Annotated in this window: 19 protein-coding genes and 1 other RNA gene; 4 read left to right on the top strand and 16 right to left on the bottom strand. The window is 42.7% G+C overall.

Annotation, left to right across the window (positions count from 1 at the left end; all coding sequences use genetic code 11):
* Window positions 1-281: 281 nt before the first annotated feature.
* The 4 genes from ACF1X7_RS07150 to ACF1X7_RS07165 all read right to left on the bottom strand — a co-directional run bounded on the left by ACF1X7_RS07150 (window position 282) and on the right by ACF1X7_RS07165 (window position 3,089).
* A complete protein-coding gene (locus tag ACF1X7_RS07150; protein WP_064777163.1) occupies window positions 282-935 on the bottom strand; it encodes a B3/4 domain-containing protein in 654 nt (217 codons plus the stop codon).
* Window positions 936-1,116: 181 nt separating this feature from the next.
* On the bottom strand, window positions 1,117-1,860 hold the full coding sequence (locus tag ACF1X7_RS07155; protein WP_064777164.1) for a hypothetical protein: 744 nt from the start codon (window positions 1,858-1,860) through the stop codon (window positions 1,117-1,119).
* Window positions 1,853-2,725, bottom strand: coding sequence for an ATP-binding cassette domain-containing protein (locus ACF1X7_RS07160; RefSeq protein ID WP_039099590.1), 873 nt, complete (start codon window positions 2,723-2,725; stop codon window positions 1,853-1,855). Before ACF1X7_RS07160 ends, ACF1X7_RS07155 begins: the two co-directional genes overlap by 8 nt.
* Complete coding sequence (locus ACF1X7_RS07165) at window positions 2,718-3,089, bottom strand: GntR family transcriptional regulator (protein ID WP_004270839.1); 372 nt, start codon at window positions 3,087-3,089, stop codon at window positions 2,718-2,720. The genes ACF1X7_RS07160 and ACF1X7_RS07165 overlap by 8 nt, the downstream gene beginning before the upstream one ends.
* A gap of 159 nt (window positions 3,090-3,248) precedes the next feature.
* Here ACF1X7_RS07165 and ACF1X7_RS07170 point away from each other — a divergent pair, with 159 nt between their 5' ends.
* Complete coding sequence (locus tag ACF1X7_RS07170; protein ID WP_064777166.1) at window positions 3,249-4,046, top strand: hypothetical protein; 798 nt, start codon at window positions 3,249-3,251, stop codon at window positions 4,044-4,046.
* Window positions 4,043-4,804 (top strand): DUF3307 domain-containing protein, encoded by a 762-nt coding sequence (locus ACF1X7_RS07175; RefSeq protein ID WP_064777167.1) that lies wholly within the window; start codon window positions 4,043-4,045, stop codon window positions 4,802-4,804. Before ACF1X7_RS07170 ends, ACF1X7_RS07175 begins: the two co-directional genes overlap by 4 nt.
* A gap of 49 nt (window positions 4,805-4,853) precedes the next feature.
* Here ACF1X7_RS07175 and ACF1X7_RS07180 read toward each other — a convergent pair whose 3' ends face one another.
* The 7 genes from ACF1X7_RS07180 to ACF1X7_RS07210 all read right to left on the bottom strand — a co-directional run bounded on the left by ACF1X7_RS07180 (window position 4,854) and on the right by ACF1X7_RS07210 (window position 10,578).
* A complete protein-coding gene (locus tag ACF1X7_RS07180) occupies window positions 4,854-5,891 on the bottom strand; it encodes a zinc-binding dehydrogenase (RefSeq protein WP_064777168.1) in 1,038 nt (345 codons plus the stop codon).
* A 76-nt stretch (window positions 5,892-5,967) separates the two neighbouring features.
* Window positions 5,968-6,552, bottom strand: coding sequence for a tyrosine-type recombinase/integrase (locus ACF1X7_RS07185; protein WP_056967050.1), 585 nt, complete (start codon window positions 6,550-6,552; stop codon window positions 5,968-5,970).
* Between the two features lie 333 nt (window positions 6,553-6,885).
* Window positions 6,886-7,839, bottom strand: a complete 954-nt coding sequence (locus ACF1X7_RS07190) for a phosphoglycerate dehydrogenase (RefSeq protein WP_039099585.1) — start codon at window positions 7,837-7,839, stop codon at window positions 6,886-6,888.
* Window positions 7,840-7,941: 102 nt separating this feature from the next.
* A complete protein-coding gene (locus ACF1X7_RS07195; protein ID WP_411162600.1) occupies window positions 7,942-9,084 on the bottom strand; it encodes a class I SAM-dependent RNA methyltransferase in 1,143 nt (380 codons plus the stop codon).
* A gap of 79 nt (window positions 9,085-9,163) precedes the next feature.
* An RNA gene (rnpB, locus tag ACF1X7_RS07200) (RNase P RNA component class B) lies at window positions 9,164-9,524 on the bottom strand.
* Between the two features lie 39 nt (window positions 9,525-9,563).
* Window positions 9,564-9,956: a cell division regulator GpsB gene (gene gpsB, locus ACF1X7_RS07205; protein WP_039099583.1), complete on the bottom strand. Its 393-nt coding sequence runs from the start codon at window positions 9,954-9,956 to the stop codon at window positions 9,564-9,566.
* Window positions 9,957-10,017: 61 nt separating this feature from the next.
* Entirely contained in the window at window positions 10,018-10,578 is a 561-nt protein-coding gene (locus ACF1X7_RS07210) for a DUF1273 domain-containing protein (protein WP_039099582.1), read from the bottom strand.
* A 73-nt stretch (window positions 10,579-10,651) separates the two neighbouring features.
* Here ACF1X7_RS07210 and recU point away from each other — a divergent pair, with 73 nt between their 5' ends.
* Together recU and ACF1X7_RS07220 are read left to right on the top strand one after the other, a co-directional pair.
* On the top strand, window positions 10,652-11,284 hold the full coding sequence (recU, locus tag ACF1X7_RS07215) for a Holliday junction resolvase RecU (RefSeq protein ID WP_039099581.1): 633 nt from the start codon (window positions 10,652-10,654) through the stop codon (window positions 11,282-11,284).
* A gap of 6 nt (window positions 11,285-11,290) precedes the next feature.
* A complete protein-coding gene (locus ACF1X7_RS07220) occupies window positions 11,291-13,576 on the top strand; it encodes a transglycosylase domain-containing protein (protein ID WP_221276621.1) in 2,286 nt (761 codons plus the stop codon).
* A 59-nt stretch (window positions 13,577-13,635) separates the two neighbouring features.
* Here ACF1X7_RS07220 and nth read toward each other — a convergent pair whose 3' ends face one another.
* From nth to ACF1X7_RS07245, 5 genes are all read right to left on the bottom strand, one after another.
* On the bottom strand, window positions 13,636-14,286 hold the full coding sequence (gene nth, locus ACF1X7_RS07225; RefSeq protein WP_039099579.1) for an endonuclease III: 651 nt from the start codon (window positions 14,284-14,286) through the stop codon (window positions 13,636-13,638).
* A 20-nt stretch (window positions 14,287-14,306) separates the two neighbouring features.
* Window positions 14,307-14,930, bottom strand: a complete 624-nt coding sequence (locus ACF1X7_RS07230) for a DnaD domain protein (protein ID WP_411162601.1) — start codon at window positions 14,928-14,930, stop codon at window positions 14,307-14,309.
* 510 nt (window positions 14,931-15,440) lie between these two features.
* Complete coding sequence (gene asnS, locus ACF1X7_RS07235) at window positions 15,441-16,739, bottom strand: asparagine--tRNA ligase (protein WP_039099577.1); 1,299 nt, start codon at window positions 16,737-16,739, stop codon at window positions 15,441-15,443.
* A 108-nt stretch (window positions 16,740-16,847) separates the two neighbouring features.
* Window positions 16,848-17,324 carry a DUF5590 domain-containing protein gene (locus ACF1X7_RS07240; protein ID WP_004270558.1) on the bottom strand — a complete coding sequence of 159 codons (477 nt, stop codon included), beginning with the start codon at window positions 17,322-17,324 and terminating at the stop codon, window positions 16,848-16,850.
* Window positions 17,325-17,402: 78 nt separating this feature from the next.
* Window positions 17,403-20,240, bottom strand: a complete 2,838-nt coding sequence (locus ACF1X7_RS07245; protein ID WP_411162602.1) for a helicase C-terminal domain-containing protein — start codon at window positions 20,238-20,240, stop codon at window positions 17,403-17,405.
* Between the last annotated feature and the right edge of the window lie 30 nt (window positions 20,241-20,270).

Here is a 20,270-nt window from a genome sequence, read left to right on the forward strand (position 1 = left end):
CAAAAGGTTTCAATTTTAATTCGTTCGGAATAGGTTATACTAGACAAAAGATCAGCTCCTAAAAGATGGGTTTGTGATAAACACCATTTTAAAGGAAGCTGATCTTTTTTGTCCGAACAGCGTTCGGATTAATTTTACAATCTACCGTGTGACGGAACGCGGTGATCCCCTGAGGGTTAACCGCAAGGATATGAGTTACAGAATACGTTTGGACTATAAAAGTTCGGCTATCAAAAAGGAGCTGAGACAAAACTTACTTTTGTCTCAGCTCCTTTTTGATTTTATGCGATGATTTCAGTTGTGATTGTTTCTGGGTTAAAAGCTGTTTGAAGCACTGTTTTAACCGTTTGTTCAATTACCACTAATTGAGCTGATGATTGTCCGAAAGCATAAACAACAAGCATCGCTTCTGTCGTTTCAGGGGCAATCATTGCGCGTGTGGAATCCGAAATTGGACTGCCAAACGCCCCCTGTTGATCGACTAAAATTGGGAAGTGACTGATGTTGATCGCCCCTTTACCAATTCCGGCGTACTCGTCCCCTTCTGCAGCGACTTGATAACTGATTGGGCCGTCGATTTTAGCTAAGTCGTAACTGCCAATCGGTAATTGTAACTTCAGGGATAGATAGTTATTCACATCAACCAGTGCATTAATTTGATAGAGCCCCTGTCCTTTAACAACGCGCCGTAATAAGCTATCCGAAGATGGTCGGTGCCGTGTTGCATCAAGTCCGATTGCCTTATACGTTTTTTTCGTCGCGATGATGTTGGGCAACTCACGAATTTGTTTGAGCGATAAATTCGCTTCGATTTCGTTGAGCAACGGCGTTAAAGTTGTGTCCCAGAACGCGGCATCTTTTTTAGCATTTGTGAATGAGAATGTTGCGGTGACCAATTGTGCTTGGTCTAAGTTTGCTTGTTTAGTGATTATCATGTGTGAATCCTCCAATTTGTGTTTAATGCACGAAATTAGCGGATTGTTGGCACATCACATTCAAATAATGGGGATAAGAGCATGAGACAACCTCCCAGGGAAATAGAATAGTTATTAGTATAACAATTAGGGCTGAAATTGCAACCACGTAAAAAGTCTCGCACAAAGGCGAGACAATTGACTAGCGCGCTATTTTTCTCAATCTAAACGTGATTCGTCTAGTTTGCATGAAGTGTTGGCAAATGCCAGCGATGATAAGCGGTGCAACAATACTGGTCAAGGTGCTAATCCAGAAAGTTGGCTGATCGAAGGCAATTTTAATCGCCGATACGACATTCACTTGTTCGAAATTAACGAAGAAATAATCGGTCCAATCCGGAATCATCCGCGTAATGATTGGTGTGATATAACGTTCATAAATCGTGGAGATAATTAACCATGCTGCAAATAGGAAAACCCAAGCTTTATGTTCAAATAAAGTAATGAAACTACTGATCGCTAAACCCTGGGCCATGAACGTCCATACGACGAGAATTAACGCCACGATAATGTGGGGGTCTAACAGGTTAGCTTTAATACCCGCGAATATTTGGTTATGAATCGCGATTGGATATAAACAAGCAAAGGTGACCAGTTGACTGCTGAATAAACTGATTAATTGTGTTAGGAAGCTAATCTTTCTCGGAATCCCATTCAAAATGGCAAAATTAAAAGTTTTTCGAGTGGTTGTAAAAGATTGAACGACTAATGTGATTTGACTCAGGAATAAGAAACCTGTCACAATTGCAAGGCCAAAATCACCTAAGTCTAAATTCTTTGAGAAAATTAAAGCAACGACAACCATCCCGCCGAAAAATCCGATGGCACCCCCCGCCAGTGTTTTCCAAATGGCGGTCAGGCGGTACCGCATCATTGCATTAAACATGTGCTTCACTTCCTTTGTTCGTTAATTTAATGAAAGTTTCTTGTAGATCGATATGGTCAATCGTTAGACGATCTGGAATAACCCGTTCTTCTGGTAAGACGTCATAAAGATAAACCGTGTATAAGGTCCCCATTTGCTGGGAACCTAAGACGTTTAAGTCGGTACAGTACTCGCGAACAAGTTCTTCCGGGCCACTGACACGGTAACTCTTGGCGAGGACGGTTTCCAAATCATCATCGACAATTAATTGAGCGTCGTTCAAGACCAAGACGTGTTCGACTAAGGTCGCGATTTCTTCGATGATATGGGTCGCAACGACAAATGTCCGTGGCCGACTTTCATAGGCCTGTAAAATGTAGCGATATAAGAGACTGCGGTAGTTAGCATCTAAGCCTAAGACTGGTTCATCGAGGAAAACATATTCTGCCGGCACACAAAGCGCAACAATTGTTTTAAAAATCGTGCGGTACCCAGTTGAAAGCTGATTGAGTTTCTTTTTTGGATTCAAATCAAATGCAGTCAGCATTTCTTCGGCGAGTGCATGATCAAATGAACCTTGCAGTAAAGCGGTATTTTTAATAATGGTCCGTAATTTGTCATCTTTATTAAAGAGATTGATTTCCGACATCAAGTAAATCGTTTGTAACGGATGATCGCGACCGGTTAAGACCGTATCGCCCCATTTAATCTCACCTAGGGATGCAGTTTGATGATTGGCTAGAATACTTAATAAGGTACTCTTACCCACCCCATTGCGGCCGAGTAAGCCGTAAATTGTATTGGGTTTAAGTGTTAAGTTGATGTCGTCGAGGACGACCTGTTTCCCAAATTGTTTAATCAGTTGTGTGGTTTGTAAATTAGGCATGGTCATAGCCCCTTTCAATTAGTGCAATTAGGTCGTCTTTGGTTAGGTTTAATTGTTGTGCTTCAGTGATAAATTGGGCAACATAGTGTTCAAAAAATTCAGATTGCCGTTTTTCAGTGATCTGTGCGGGTGCGCTTGATGTGACGAACATGCCGAGTCCCCTTTTCTTTTCAATTAAGCCGCTGGTAACGAGTTGATTCATCCCTTTAAGTACCGTGGCTGGATTGATATTGAATTGTCTGGAAATTTCAGTTGTCGATGGGACTTGACTACCAGGTGGAAAGACCCCAGTAAAAATACCCTCTTCAATTTGTTCGGCAATCTGCCGGTAGAGTGGTGCATCATTATTAAATTCAAAAAGCATCCGGAACACCTCCGTTTCGTTAATTGGTTAGTTACTTATGTAGTTAACTATAATGCGTAGGCTGCAAAATGTAAACCGCTCCTCAAAAACATTTGATTATTCGTTCATATTCACCTATTATGTACTTATAATCAAATGTTTTCAGAGAGGATGAGAACGATGCAGACAGCCTATTGTTTTATTGATTTAGCGGATAGCCGCACCCGTTTTACGGAACAAGCACAGACGCTCCAGTTATTGCAACACTTCGCCGACACGTTGAATCACCATTTTCCAGCGTTATTAACACCATTTGCAATTAAGGATGGTGATGGTCTATTGGGCGGTTTTTCAGCGGATGACCAGGCACAGATTGTTGATGTCTATCCCTTTTGTAATGCCTATTTAAAGAGTGATGCTTTTCAAACTTTCTGGCAGACACATTTTGCGGGGCTGGCGGAGCCCACTTTTTATTTTGGGGTTGGCTTAGGAACGATGACTACGCCGAGTCCAAGTGACTATCAGGATATCAATCGGGTCAACGGGACAGCAATTGTGAACGCTCTCGCCGCAGCAGATCAAGCCAAACTGTTGCGTCAAGGTGCTGAATTAGCACAAGGTTATCCCTTTATGACGACGGCCTTTCAATTTCAATTAGTGGCAGATCAACCAGCCGCAAATGGGATTAATGCCCTCTTTTATTTAATTTATGAGCAACTCTTGAATACGCAGTTGCGCAAGGACGCTTTTGCTGAAATCGTGCTCCAACCAACATTGAAACGCTATGAATTAGCGGAATTGTTGTGGACCAAATACGGCGTTGCTTCCTATGAACTAGACTACAGTGATCAAAAAGGGCGTGCATTAGCCTCTAGTAAAGTCAGTCGCTTACTGAGTCAGATTCAGTATCCATTAATTGAACAAACATTAGCGACGTTACGGGCGCAGTTAGTGGCTTTTAAGGCGGTGGTGGAATGAATCTTTTCGCGCTTTTCTTGCTTAGTCATATTGGCTGCGACTTTATCTTTCAATCTGATCAGATGGCCCAATGCAAACGTTCAACGAAACTCGGTGTGAAATGGTGGCCATTATGCAAGCACGCACTGACACAAGTCCCGTTAGTGCTTATTTTATGGGGTGGCGGTTGGTTAATGGCACCACCTACTTGGCCACATTGGCAACCGTTACTGATCGGATTAGTCATCATTGTGATGAGTCATTGGCTCATTGATCTATTTAAGCAAAATAGCCAACCACTTTTAAAAGCACAGCTACATTTAACCAGCAATCGCGTACCAGTGATGAGTTATACCATCGATCAAGCACTCCATTTAATAGTGATCGGCCTTGTGAGCATGTTCCTCGGCCAGCAGTGGGCGTTTAACCATGTGAACCGATTGTTATTGGCGGTCAGTATTGTTTTGAGCACGTTATTATTTACCGATTATTTCATTAGCTTCTATTTAAAAGGACTGGATTTAAACATGGATCGCCTGCCAGATGGTGCAAAACTGGGTCGGCATATTGGTCATTTAGAACGGTTTGCCATCTTAATCTTGTTTTACACGCACAATGTTGCGAGTATTGCTGTGATTGTGGCGATTAAGGCGCTGACCCGCTTTAAAGCCATTGAATCCAACGAACACCACTTCGCCGAATATTATCTCATTGGGAGTTTGCTCAGCCTGATCTTCGGCTGTCTTGGCGGTTATCTATTAAGTCTTATTGCCCATTAAAAAAATGCCGCAGAATCAGGAAAAATCCTGTTCTGCGGCACTTTTTATATTATTCAGCGATGATTAATAATGATTTAATCGCTTTGCGTTGATCCATTGCTTCATAAGCGGCTTGAATATCATCTAAGGTAAAGCGTTGTGTAAAGACTTTACCAGGATTAATGGCACCCTTTAAAACAGCATCCAATAAACGAGCGCGATCATGAGTCGTTACGGCAGCAATTCCCCCACGCAAACCGATGTTCTTCCGGAATAAGGTATTGGTGTTCATCTCTGCTTTTTGGGGAATGCCGACACGACCAATGACAGCCCCTGCGCCAGCAACGGCGACGGCAGTGGCGACGGATTGTTCGGTCCCGACACATTCTAAGACGGCGTTGGCCCCAGCGTTATCGGTTAACGCCATCACTTTTGCGACCCCTTCGTCACCGCGTTCAGCAACAATGTCTGTTGCGCCGAATTCAAGGGCTAATTTTTGCCGGTCCGCATGACGACTCATCGCGATAATCCGTTTCGCACCGAGTAATTTGGCGCCAATCACACCACATAAACCAACGGCGCCATCACCCATGACAACGACTGTGTCACCGGGTTTCACTTCAGCAGACACGGCAGCGTGATAGCCGGTTGCCATGACGTCTGAAAGCGTCAATAGATTATTCAGCATTTCATCAGAGTAATCGCTTGGTTGGCCAGGAACTTTAACGAGGCCCCAGTTTGCATTGTGATAACGGAGATATTCGGCTTGGTAGCCACCAGGATTATTCTCGCAATTGGTACAATCGCCATCAAAACCGTTTAAACAAGCGGCACAGTGGCCACAACCATGGGTAAATGGCACGATCACAAAATCACCGACACTAACATTTTGTACGTCAGTCCCAACAGCATCAACGATGCCAATTGCTTCGTGACCGGTGAAACCGCCTACTTCTCGTTTTGAAATCCCACGATACCACCATAAATCAGAACCACAGACGCACGCGCGGATAATGCGCACGACCGCATCGGTTGGTTTTTCAATCGTTGGTTTTGGTGCTTCGGTAATGGTCATTTGACCAGGACCCATAAAAATAGCTGTTTTCATAACTATAATCTCCTATCTCTTCCTATTATATTGTCTTTACTATACACCTTAGACCTCACTTTAATGCAAGCTTTTTTTAAAGTCCAATCGCCAGTTGTTGTTTCTTGCTTAACACTTCGTCTTGGGTAATCCCAATATAATGGAGCGTCGTTTCTTGCGTTGAATGACCAAAATCAATCATCAATGACCGCACGTCCCCGAATTGTTTGTAGAACCAGTAGCCGTAAGTTTTGCGCATCGTATGGGTGCCAATATCATTACGCCCAAGTTTCTTACCTGCTTCAGTCAACATGCGGTAAACACCGTTGACGGTGATGTGGTTATCGCCGACGCGGCTAGGAAACAACCAATCATTGCCTAGCAACTCATTATTTTGAATATAGGGACTGATGTATGGGCGTAAACTCGCCAAACTAATTTGGCGCCACTTACCCGTTTTTTGTTCAACAATCACGGGATTGTCTTCGATCACATCTTTGACTTTTAACTGCACAATATCAGAACAGCGTAAGCCAGTATTAATGCCGAGTAAAAATAATAAATAATTGCGACTACCCATTTGTGAATGGCGCAAGATGACTTTCATGTCTTCAATCTCATCTTTTGTCCGTAAAGGTTGAACATTTAATTTTTTGCCTTTTTTAGTGCGCGATTTCCGCATGTTTTTTCCGCCTTTTTGACCGCATTCTTTTTCTCTATATTATTATAAACCATGCGGTGGTATTTTGCACCTTTGATTATCGTTGATTTAAAGGGATTCCGAGCGCATTCTTTCTACCAAAAGAATGCGCTCAAACACATTAAAGGCTATTGATGGCTAAATCACGGTCTAATCACGTTTATAAACGATCAATCACCAGAGGCGCATTTTAAGGACGCTTCAGATTAGTAAGTGGACAAGAGGCCATGAAACTTGCTTAAAATGCGAATTCAAAAAGGCCCCTTAAAGTCACAAAAAAACAGCGTTAAGACAAAAAGTCCTAACGCTGTTTTTTTAATAGCCGGCTGACAAGTCTACCGGATTGACGGGTAATTCACCTTTGTCTAAATAACTGGGTAAATTTTGATCGAAAATTTTGAAGAGCCGTTCATGGATATCAGCGATGTAACCTGAAATATGTGGCGTGATAATCAGGTTTGGTGTGGCCCATAATGGTGAATCACTTGGTAATGGTTCGTTTTGGGCAACATCGATTGCTGCTCCTGCCAAATGACCGGATTGTAGATAGTGCATCAAAGCTGCTTCGTCGACTGAAGCGCCGCGCCCTAAATTGAAGAAGTAAGCCCCTCGATGGAGTTGCGTAAAAAAGGTGGTGTCGAAGAACCGATTGGTGACCGGTGTTAATGGCATCACATTAATCACGAAGTCTGCTTGTGGCAATGCTTGTTCGTAATCCGTGTCGGTTAGAATCTGATCAAAATTGGCAACGGGTTTCCCGTGCCGATTAACGCCGATTGTGTGCATCCCCATGACGTGGGCATACTTTGCAATTTCCTCACCAATTTGACCTGTTCCAAAAATGAGGAGTGTGCGGTGTTCCAAATTTGTCATTTGTTCACCAATAGCATGATGCTCCCATTGATGCGCTGCTTGTGCGGGTAAGCTCTGATAAATCCCACGGGTAAAGTGTAATATGTAACTTAATGCCGTCTGTGCGATTGGTTTTGCGTGCATCCCGCGTGCGTTTGATACCAGTACCCCTTGCTTAGCTAACGTGGCTAGTGGTAAATAATCAACCCCTGAGCTTGCGGTCTGAATCCATTTTAATTGATTACCGGGCTCTGCTAAAATTTTCGGGCCTGCATCTTTATTCCAACCAAACATAATCTCAATACTACCCAGTTGACTTGGTTTTAAATCAGCTAAAGCGATGATTGTTAAACCTTTTGCAGTTAGCGCTTTGACGTGTTGTTCAAGAATTGTTTCTGCTGCTAAAATGACTGTCAAGTCGATCCCTCACCTTATTATTGAAGTAATCTTTATTATAAGGGATTTTCAGCAAATAAAAAAGCATTACCGACTGAAAACGGCAATGCTTTATAAAAAATTTTATTCTTTTTCTGCACGTGGCCATACTGGACGACCCCAGTATTGGAATAAATCAGTTTGAATCCGACCATTATACAATTTCCGGCGTTTAGTTGCGCGTTGCCCGAATGATTCTTGGAATTGTAAGTCACTTGTTAAAATATACTTACTCCAAGTCTTCAATGACCGATAGGTATCACCCATTTCTTTATACAAAGCATGGGCTTGTGTTTGGTCGCTTAATCGTTTCCCGTAAGGAGGGTTGGCGATGATGACCCCGTTGGTTAAATCTGTCTTGAAATCTTTAACAGCGAGTTGTTTGAACTGGATATCATGTAAAACACCAGCTTCGTTCGCATTCAACTTAGCGATATCAATCATGTTTTGATCGATATCATAACCAAAAATTTCAAGTGGTTGGTCTTTTTCGGCTGCTTTCGCTTCGGCTTTGGCATTTTCTAAAACAGAAGCATCGATCCAATCGAAGTCTTCAAAGGCAAACTTACGATGCATACCAGGTGCAATGTTGTGACCAATTAAAGCTGCTTCGATTGCAATGGTCCCAGAACCAGTCGTTGGATCAACAAATGGCATATCAGGTTGCCAACGGCTTAAAAGAATTAAGGATGCCGCGAAGTTTTCCTTCAATGGGGCTTCCCCTTTTTCAAGGCGGTAGCCCCGCTTGAATAAACTAGGACCAGTTGTATCTAAGCTGATCGTCACGACATCTTTTAGGATACTGACTTCAAGCGGATACGTTGCGCCTGTTTCAGCTAAACGTGTTCGGCGGTGATAGACAGTACTTAACTTATCAACAATCGCTTTTTTAGTGATGGCTTGCACGTCTGGTTCGCTATGGAGCGTTGAACGGACTGAGCGACCAGCAACTGGAAAAGCGGCGTCTAATGGCAGGAACTTGTCCCATGGCAAAGCTTTCACTTGTTCAAAAAGGTCATCGAAGGTTTTGGCCTCAAATTGACCAATCGCGATTTTCACCCGATCAGCACTGCGTAACCAGAGATTGGTTTTTGCAATATCTGCCACATCGCCTTCGAAATACACCCGGCCATTATCTGAACGTGTTTCATAACCGAGATTTTGTAATTCTTTGGCCGTAATGGATTCAATCCCACTCGCCATTGTTGCGTATAGTTGGTAAGTCATGTTTTTAAAGATCCCCTTAGGAAATTATTTTTTAAATAAAAAGAGCTTGGGCAAAAGCCCAAGCCACCTGATTGTAAACCTTTATAGGCCATGTTTTGTTCCAGAACTTCCCCAGGAAGAAAGTTCCTTCAGTAATCATCTATCTGTTCTTACGAACTCTCATTTTTAGTTCATTTCCATAAATGAGACGCCCCTACCAAAGTTTGGGTTACTCGCTCGCGGGGTTTACCTCGTTCCACCGTCCAAGTTTCCAAGGACGCTCCGTCACTGTGGCACTATTTAAGGATATTCACGCATGACCGAAGTTTTAGCGCTTTTTCCGCCGTTACCGTTAAGGTACCCTGGCTTATTGGGCCAGGCACGAACACTACAAGCATCTCAGCCTGTGCGGGCATGGACCTTCCTCAGCCTACCGATGTAGACCGCGATTACTCAAGATTTACAAATGTTGAATCAACGTTTATAAGTATAGCACAAGATTAAAGATTTGTCTCGTCAAATTGTGAATGATTTTGAACTCTTGTCTGTGGAGCTTGATTTTGTTCACTTAACTTAGCACCGAACACGTGGCGTTCAAGGTTTGATAAGCGTTTCAAAATATCATAGTTGGTTGCTGCTGAAGATTGTTGTGGTGCACTTTCCTTCACGTTATCAGAAGCGCTGAGTTGGCGGTTTAATTCGTCAACCTTCTTGAATAAGCGGGCATTTTCCGCCGTTAGCCGATCGATTGCTTCTTGATAAGTTTGATAGTCTTTAATAACTAAATCAAGGTAACCATCGACTTCTTCAGGTTCATAACCCCGCATTTTTGTTTTAAATTCTTTTTTCAATATATCAGTTGGGTTCAATTCGATTTCAATTTGATTGTCCATTTTGACACCTCATTTAGAATAAATGTACTATGATTCCCATTATAGCAAAGTTATCGAATAATTAAAACTCTTGCTGATCTAATTCCGCTAACTCAGTCGCGATATCTTGTAGTTCGAAAAAATCGACCAAGTTAATCGGATAATCTTGTTGGTCTTGATATTGGCGGGCTGCATGATAATCATATTCTGGTTTGCCCGGTGATTCACGATCATAGTATAATAGTTGACCATCCGTATGGGTCAGCATGAATTGTTGATACTGGCGCAATTGTTGCGGTCCAGAATACGGTGCGTTAATCACTGGTTCGCAAAAATCGACTCGCGCTTTGAGCTGACTCAATTGAGCTTGGTTATTTTCGTTCCATTGTTGACCAAAATCATTAAACGGCAACATCATCGCCAATTTTAAATCCGGATAGTCCGTTTTTAGTTCAATAGCAACTTGCAGACTCCACTGTTCAATCCCCATTTGGCCACCAGTGATCACCCACTCGAGCCCATCATCTAAATATTGTGTTAACTGCTTTTTTAAGGAATATTTAATTACTTTAAGTTTCTCGTCAGTTTCGCCAAAAACACCGAGTTCATAGCTTCGATAGCCGCTCACCCATAGTCGTTTCAAGTCAGGTCCCTCCCAAATGATTTTCAATTAAACTAAACATTGCTATAATAGTGAAACAGGAGTGTGATTTTCAATGGCCTTTCATTATCCTAACGGACAGCCTTATACAAATAATGAGACAAAACCAACTAAAAAGCAAGCCCGGCAACCAGAAGCAACAACGTTATTTGGTAAACGCGGCATGACGTTGGAAGAAGAACTCAATGATAGTAATCAGTATTATCGATTACATGCAACGGCTGTCGTGTATAAGAAACCAACGCCAATTCAGATTGTGAAGGTCGACTACCCTGCCCGCAGCCAAGCGGTTATTAAAGAAGCTTATTTTAAACAAGCCTCAACAACTGACTATAATGGGATTTATCAGGGCCGTTACGTCGATTTTGAAGCGAAGGAAACGAAGAATAAAACCGCGTTTCCGTTTCGGAACTTCCATCAACATCAGATTGAACATTTCAGAGCCTGCTTGAATCAAGGTGGCATCTGCTTTGTCATTATGAAATTTGTCCCGCTACAACGGCTATTCTTGTATCCCGCAACAGAACTGATTAGCCGCTGGGACGCGCAAGTTGATGGTGCACGAAAATCGATTTCACTCAGTGATGTGATTGACAATGGGATTGAGATTAAGTACCAACTTAATCCAATTATTCCCTACTTAGATGCCGTAGATCAGTTATTAAAGCGGTCAAATAAAGGAGTTTAAAGAACAATGTCCGATAATCGAAACAATAATAGTTCGCGAGTTGCAAGGCACAAAGCTGAAGCAAAACCCGCTAATAAGAAACGCCGGCCCCTCTTTTTAAGAATTCTAAAATGGTTGTTACTACTGATTGTAGTGGCTTTCGTGGCTGGGATTGGTTTGTTTGCCTACTATGTTAAAGATACACCAAACCTAACGCAAGCGGACCTGCAAAGTCCGAATGCGACAATTCTATACGATGATCAAGGGAAACCTTTCAAAACAATTGGTGGCGAAAATCGGAGTTATGTCAAGAGTGATCAAATCCCGCAAACATTAAAAGATGCAGTAGTCTCTATTGAAGATCGTCGTTTCTATAAAGAAAAATTCGGGATTGATCCAATCCGAATTGCGTCTGCTGCAGTCGCCAATATTACTGGTAAATCACCGCTAGGCTTACAAGGTGGGAGTACTTTAACCCAACAATTGATTAAACTGTCTAAATTCTCAACGAAAAACAGCGATCAGACTTTCAGACGAAAAGCACAAGAAGCGTGGCTTGCCGTTCAAGTCGAACGTCAATATTCAAAAGACCAAATCTTAGAGTATTATATGAACAAAGTGTACCTGAATAACGGGGTCAATGGTATGGGGACGGCTGCTAAGTATTATTATGGCAAGTCGTTGAAGGAATTAAGTTTGCCACAACTGGCATTGATTGCGGGTATGCCGCAATCGCCAAGTAATTACGATCCGTACCTCCACCCTGATTTAGCGAAGAAGCGCCGTGATTTAGTTCTTGATGCGCTTTTGCGGAACAATAAGATTACAGCAACTGAAGCTGCCGAAGCTAAACAAGTCCCAATTAATACCGGCTTAGTGGATCAACAAACAGTAGCGAATAGTTCAACGGATTCTAAAGCAACCGACGCTTACGTCAAGGAAGTCCTCGCCGACTTGAAGAAAAAAGGCTATGATCCGTACACGGCTGGTTTGAAAGTCTACACCAATATCAATATGGACGCGCAACGTAAGTTATACGATATCGTCAATAATGATAGCAGTATTCCATTCCCAGATGATCAACTACAAACAGCAGTTTCAATTACAGATCCTAATAACGGTCGAATTGTTGCGATGATTGGTGGTCGTAAAACTGGTGATGTGCAACTCGGTTATAACCGGGCCGTGCAATCTGGCCGAAGCAATGGGTCATCAATGAAACCATTAATGGATTACGGTCCAGCTATCGAATATCTTGACTACTCAACCGCACAGAAACTACAAGATGTCCCTTACACTTATCCTGGAACCAATATTCAATTGCATAACTTTGATGGCCGTTATCTCGGTACAATTACCGCGCGTAATGCGCTTGCCAACTCACGAAACGTCCCAGCCATCGAACTGTTAGAAGCTGTTGGCATGACTAAAGCCCGTGAATTCGTGAAAGGCTTAGGCATTAACGTGCCAGCTGATACTGGTCTTTCTTATGGGATTGGTGGGAATGTTTCAACTGTTGATGAAGCTGCCGCATATGGCGCCTTCGCAAACGGTGGAACTTACTATGCACCAACTTATATCCATAAAGTCGAAACAGCCGATGGGATTACGCATAATTATGATTCTGATGGCACACAGGCTATGAAGAGTTCAACGGCCTACATGATTACTGATATGTTAAAAGATGTTATTAAAAATGGTTCTGGGACGTTAGCCCAAATTCCAGGGCTTTATCAAGCTGGTAAGACTGGGACAACCGATTATTCTAGCGAAGAAATTGCCAAATCTGGGTTAAACCCAACTTTAGCGAAGGATAGCTGGTTTGCCGGTTATACCAAGAACTATTCAGTGACGGTTTGGACTGGATACGATGAACCACTTAAAAATGGATTAACAATGAGTGAGCGGAACGTCGCCGCTTATATCTATAAAGCAATGATGGCCTACCTCGCTCAAAACGCAACCAACTCAGATTGGTCAATGCCAAGTAACGTGGTTGCTAAAAACGTGGCTGGCGTACGAGAACTCTATATTAAAGGGACGACGACCATTCCAAGTTCTTCAAGCAGTCGATCTTCTTCAAGTAGTGTACTCTACTCTAGCTCAGAAGCACCGGTCAGCTCAAGCAGTGAAATTTCTAGCTCAAGTAGCGTGGTTGAAACACCAAGTGAATCTTCCAGTGTGCCGGAGACCTCATCTTCAAGCACCCCAACTGAAAGTTCACAATCGCAACCTTCGACCTCAACCCCTCCGGCAACAACTAATCCAGGAACGGGGTCGACGACACGAACACCAGCAGCGCCAACTAACTAAAAGAAGCACCGTTCAGTTCAACGATAAACGTTGGCTGAACGGTGCTTTTTTTGCGTTTTTTAACCACGATCTTCAAGAAATTGTTGGCCTGCTTGGCAAATCCTTAATAAAGGACACTCATCGCAATGCGGCTTACGTGCCGTACAGACTTGCCGCCCAAAAAGAATGAGTGTGTGATGCGCTTGAACCCATGTTTTCTTAGTAAGCTTCGCTTGAAAGTCCTTTTCAATCTGGATCACCGAGGCATCCTGTGCACTGATTTTGAGCCGTTTGGCAATCCGAGTGACATGCGTATCGACGGCAAATGATGGGACGTTAAAGGCGTCACCTAAAACGACATTCGCGGTCTTACGGCCAACACCAGCAAGTTGTTCCAATTCGGCATGTGTGCGCGGCACTTCCCCACCAAAATCTGCCATTAGTTGCTGGCAGCATGTTTTGATGTGTTTAGCTTTATTATGATATAACCCGATTGAATGAATATCAGCTTCAATATTGGCAATCTCTGCATTCGCGAAACTAGCTGGTGTCGGGAAATCAGCAAATAGTTGTGGGGTGACCTTATTGACGGAAACGTCGGTGGCTTGTGCGCTAAGCATCACCGCAATCAACAATTGAAACGGTGAATCAGCAACTAATGCGCCCTGCGCATCTGGAATTAATTTGTATAGTTGGTGCATGGCCCACTGTGTTTTGGCTTTTGATAACATCCGCTTCATCTCCTATTCGATTAACGTCTTGGATGGGCCTTTTGGTAAGTTTGTAGGGATTCTTTATCAGTAATATTTTGTTTCTGCCAGTTGAGCAAAATCTTATCAACATACTTCAAGGAATAGACTTGATTTAAAACGGCTTCTCGCACGGCTAATTGAATCAATTCTGGTTGATAATGATCTAAATCTAACCAGTTGGCAACAATCTCAGATTCCAATGGCGATAATGGGCGGCCAAGAGCTTGTTCAACTTGGTTAAAGACCGCACTCCGTTGGTTACCGTCTAGTGCTTGTTGAGTGACTTGTGCGTCTTGAACGGCTAGCACGCTCAATTTAGTTAAGGCTGGTGTGAGATCGTAATGGTCTTCAGCCTGACCTTGTTCATTGACAGATGATTTAAGGGTAATTAGTTTTTTCTGTAAAAGTTGATGAATCAATGCGTAAATTTGGCTGGATTCAATTCCCATGCGTTCACCAATCACAGCTAAATCGGGAAAGTCATTGTTTTGACTGGCAAAATCACTGAGCTGTAAGTAAACCACTAATTCTTCAGAAGACATCTTGAGCGTTTGATAGTGATGCAGTAACAGTCGAGAGACACTCAATTGGCCGCCTTGTAAAAACGCGGTAAGTTCGTTCATATTCTAGCCTTCTTTTCTAAAAGTTTCATTAGTTCTATTGTAACCAATTTTAGACAAATAAAAAAGCGCCGAGAACCTGATTTCGGTTCACGGCGCTTTAGTTAATCCTCAAAGCCAACTCGTTTGAGTCAGCACTCTGATTTGAAACATGCTTTTGAAAGTAGTCCTCGGTGCTTTGCTACGTCCAGCAAACGATCGACTTGCGTCGCTCATTCACTAGACTAGACAAATGCTCGAGAACTAACCACTTTCAACGCACTCTAATTCAAACGTGCTTTTGTAGCTAGGTTCCTGCGCTTAACAATGATTGTCAAATAATCGATTGCATCGATTATTCGCCAACCAACGTTAATGCTCAGAACCTAACCAGCTACAACGCACTCTATTTGAAACGTGCTTCTTCGAACTGCCTTTTCCGGTTAACTGTAAAACGGGCACCATGGCTGTGAAGCGCCATAATGCCCGTTTTGCTGTTAATCCTCAAAGTCAACTCGTTCGAGTCAGCACTCTTTATGGTTTGATTCTGTTAATCATTCTTGGGAATGGAATTGTTTCACGTAAATGATCGATACCACAGATCCATGTAATGGCCCGTTCTAGACCTAATCCGAAACCAGAATGTGGCACTGATCCGTAACGACGTAAGTCTAAGTACCATTGATATTCTTCAAGGTCTAAGCCCATTGCTTTAATTTCAGCTTCTAATTTATCAAAGTCAGTTTCACGTTCACTACCACCGATAATTTCACCATAACCTTCTGGTGCCAATAAATCAGCACATAAGTAAACATCATCACGTGTTGGATGTGGCTTCATATAGAAAGGTTTGATGGCTTTTGGATAATTCAAAATGAAGACTGGTTGTTCAAATTGATCCGATAAATAAGTTTCATCTGGTGCGCCAAAATCATCGCCCCATTTAATATCGAAGTCAGCTGCTTGTAACATTTCAACAGCCTTATCGTATGAAATACGTGGATACGGTGTTTTAGTATATTTCTTCAATTGGTCAACATCACGGTCCAATAATTTTAATTCATAGGCACAGTGATCAATGACGTTTTGAACAAGGTAAGCCACGTATTTTTCTTGGACTTCAAGACTTTCATCTTGAGTTGTGAAGGCCATTTCTGGTTCAATCATCCAGAACTCAGTCAAATGACGACGAGTTTTGGATTTTTCAGCACGGAAAACAGGGCCAAAAGTGAAGACTTTACCAAAGGCCATTGCGCCAGCTTCAGCGTATAACTGACCACTTTGTGTTAAATAAGCATCGTTGTCGAAATATTCGATGTGGAATAATTCAGTTGTCCCTTCAGGGGCACTACCCGTCAAGATTGGTGGATCCATCTTGATGAAGCCTTCTTGGTTAAAGAATTCATAAGAAGCGCGGATGATTTCATTTCTGATTTTCATGATCGCAAATGGGCGTTTTGAACGTAACCATAAGTGACGGTGATCTAATAAGAATTCAATCCCATGTTCTTTAGGCGTAATTGGGTATTCGCTGCTGTCACCAATTAATTCGATGTCAGAAATTTCAATTTCATAACCAAAGTGTGAACGAGTATCTTCATGAATGACCCCTGTCACCCACATACTTGATTCTTGTTTGACATCTTTTGCCAATTGGAAAACGGCTTCGCTTACTTGGCTTTTAACGACAACCCCTTGGAAAAAGGCAGTGCCATCACGTAATTGGAGGAATGAAATCTTCCCACTTGAGCGTTTGTCGGTTAACCAAACGCCAATTTTAACTTCTTCATCGACATGGTTTTTTGCATCGATAATACTGATTTTTTTAACCATAAACTCTGTCTCCTTATGTGCAACATTTAATTTACAACAGTTCAAAATAACTGATAGTTATTATTATATAACAAAACCCTGACAACCACAGCCCCCTAATTGAGAACCCTAGATATTTTCAATCAATTGAATCGTCTTCCCGGTTTTAAAGTCGAGGGTTAAATAACAAAGACGGCCTTTGTCACTTTTATAGACAACTTCCCAAACAGGCTTGTTGCGGTACATACCGAAGTTAATGTTCAGTACTTTTTGCGGATTTTTAGTTGACCATGTCTTTTCTAACGCATCGTTTTTAGAAATACCACCACTTTGACGATAGACAGTGGCATGATTGCCTTTTTCGTTGATTAAAACGAAGATGCCGTGATTATCACGGTCTTTACCACTAACGGTATAATATGTTGCATTTCGATGATACGTGTAGAACCCATCAGGCTCTTTTAATTTCGCGTATTTTTTAGCAATGTTAACGGCTTTGGTTTCAGCCGTTGCTTCGGGTTTTCGAGCTTGATGATAAATCATCAGCATGCTGCCAATGATTACCAACAATAAGAATATCCAGAGCCATCTCTTATATTTGCGCACGCTGCATTCTCTCCTTGTTCGCTTGAATAAGCCTTATTATAGCAAAAAATAACGGCTATCGGCGCTTAAAACCGAATCTTAGTGGGAATTTAACCAAAACAAGTCGGTTAATTCCCGGATTATTTTAACCGACGCTGCTTTTTGGGGTAAACTTGTCGGTAACGCGCGGCGCATTTGTTGCCCATATTGGGTCGATAATAACCGGGGATCTAAACAAATGAAGACGCCGCGATCGTTAGGGGTTCTGATTAAGCGCCCAAATGCTTGGCGTAGTTTAATCGTTGCTTTGGGTAAAGCCTCTGCTTTAAATGGATTAATTCCTTGGGCAGAAAGTTGAGCGTAACGAATTCGTGTCTGCAGTGCATTCGGCGCATCAAATGGTAATTGAACAAGCACCACTAATTCCAGTGCTGATTCCGGAAAATCAACACCAGCAATGAAACTGTTTGTCGCCAACAAGATTGAATCGTGCCCCAGCATAAAGCGCTTGGTAATTTTCTCCGCACTACCCGTAATCCCTTGGGCAAGAATCTCACGATCAAGCGATAAACCGGCGCGGCCAAGCGCATAATACACTTGTTCTAACGCCTGATTAGAATTAAAGAGGACTAACGCCTGATGTGGATTGCCAACTAATAACGTTAATAGCTGTTCAGCAACTGCATGGTGGTACTCATTGGGGGCTAAATTCTTTTGACTAGGACCATCTTCAGCGATAAAAAAGCGCGCCTGTTGCTTGAAGCGGAATGGACTGCGTAATTTCTTAGTCGCTAGTGATTGCGCTTCGGTAAAACCAAGTTCACGTTTCAAATAATCGAAGTGCCCATTAACCGCAAGGGTTGCGCCAGTCAAGGTGACTGGTTCAAAGTGCGCGAGGATCTGTTGCATTTGCGGACCAGCTGAAAGCAATTGCCACTGGAGCTTAAACTGTGGTAACTGACTAGGTTGTTTAGGCTGTGTCATCTGAATCATTAACGCGTGTTGTTCCTGCGGTTTCGTCGCAATGAATAATTGCTCAAACCGTTGATAGGCTTCAACATCCGCCAACAATAGGTTGATTTCGTTTTCAAATGACTGCCAAATCCCCAAATCCCCCTCTGTATATTGTTCTAACCGCTGTTCAAGCCAGTAACGCAACGCGAGAAAATGATCTTGAATGGTCAACAGTTGGCGGTTCAGTTGGTCGAATTGATTATGACAAGCGGTGACAAATTGAACCACTTCATCTGGATTCAAATAACGTTCACTAAACGCTTGATGCGCTTCTGGTTGCGGTAGTTCAAACGCTGTGGTTAGGTATGTCTCTAAGTCACTGATGGTTCGGCCTAACTTGGTTAAGTTTTTATGCACTAACCGTAACGAGCGGGCTTGCGGTGATTTTTTCGGGAAAAGCCGGGCTAAATTATTATTGGCCTGTTCCGGATCCGTATATTGCAACCCTTTTTGAGACCAAAGTTGCCAACGTGAAAGTGACCAATCTTGTTGCGCAATTTTTTGAACATTGAAAATCATATTTTGTGCTTCATCTAAGACCAAGTATGGTCGCGCACCCCAGGTTTGGTGATTATTCGCGTGCTCTGCCAGGTAGGCGTGGTTGGTGACGAGTAATTCGGCTTGTTGCTGGCGCTTATGCAGGCGACGTAAGAAATCATCTTGATAAAACGGCGCTTGTGGTTGCAGACTTGTTAATCCCCGGTGTTGCACGTTATTGAAAAATGGTGTTTGGTAACTCGTTAAATTGAGTTCATCCAAATCCCCCGTTGTTGTTTGGGTTAGCCAAACTAAGATTTTCATCTGAAGCAACCGCACCATCCGATTCTTATGTGGTAAACGGAGCGATAATTCAAAGCGATGCAAATCCAAATAGTGACGCGGACTCTTAACGATTTCGGCATTAATTTGGCGACCTACTAATTTTTCAAGAAGCGGTCTGGCCTGCGTTAAAATCTGATCCTGTAGCAGCGTTGTCGATGTTGCAACCACTAATTTGTGTTCAGGCGTCATGCGATAACTATAGGGAAGTAAATACCCGATGGTCTTCCCTAACCCGGTGGCTGCTTCAATTAATAGTGGTTCAGGTGCCTCAGATTCGAAATTATCGTGAATCATATCCATCATGGCAGCTTGCGCTTTACGCCATTTCAAGTGGGGTTTTAATAATCGTTTTTTATCAGCTTCTTCCACTGGATAATCAGCCGCAAAATTAGATCCCGGATAGATTTTAAATGATTCCTCGGCTGGTTTTCGTAGGGCAATGTTTTCACGAATTAAGAGATCGTTCGGCAGCGGTCTCGATTGCGCATGCATCTGCTCGGCAATCGCTGTGAAGAAATCCCCTGTTTGACGTAACAAGCCCGCGCCTAACGCACTAAGACGTTCTAGGGTAACTAATGGCAGGGTCTTCAGCCGTGCCATTAATTTTAAGAATAATTTAGCCGTTACCAAGGCATCGCTGTCAGCTTGATGAGGATTGTCATGTTCGATGGCGAGTAACTGTGTGAGGTCTTGTAATCGATAGCTCGGTGCTTCCGGCAATACGATCTGAGCCAGTTCAACAGTATCGATGCCCGGCAAATCAAGTGGCGGTTGCCCCACGCGTTCTAATTCGCCATTTAAAAAAGGTAAGTCAAAGTTAATATTATGGGCCACGAAAACAGTACCGGATAAGAGTTCAACTAACGTTGGCGCTAAATCTTCGAAAATCGGTGCTAATTCGAGTTGATCAGCAGTGATATGCGTCAAATGTTGAATTTTAGTCGGTACGTCGCGAAGCGGATTAACATCTTGCGAAATCGTCTGAATGATTTTGCCGTTTTGAATGAGGGCGCATCCGAATTGAATAATGCGGTCCCCTTCTTTAATGTTTGTGCCAGTCGTTTCTAAATCAACGACGGCGTAAATTGTCTCTTGGTTCATGCTGTCACCAATACTTTACTCATTATTATA

Origin of the sequence: Latilactobacillus sp. VITA-14 (assembly GCF_046580785.1) — a bacterium.
Lineage (GTDB): Bacteria > Bacillota > Bacilli > Lactobacillales > Lactobacillaceae > Latilactobacillus > Latilactobacillus curvatus.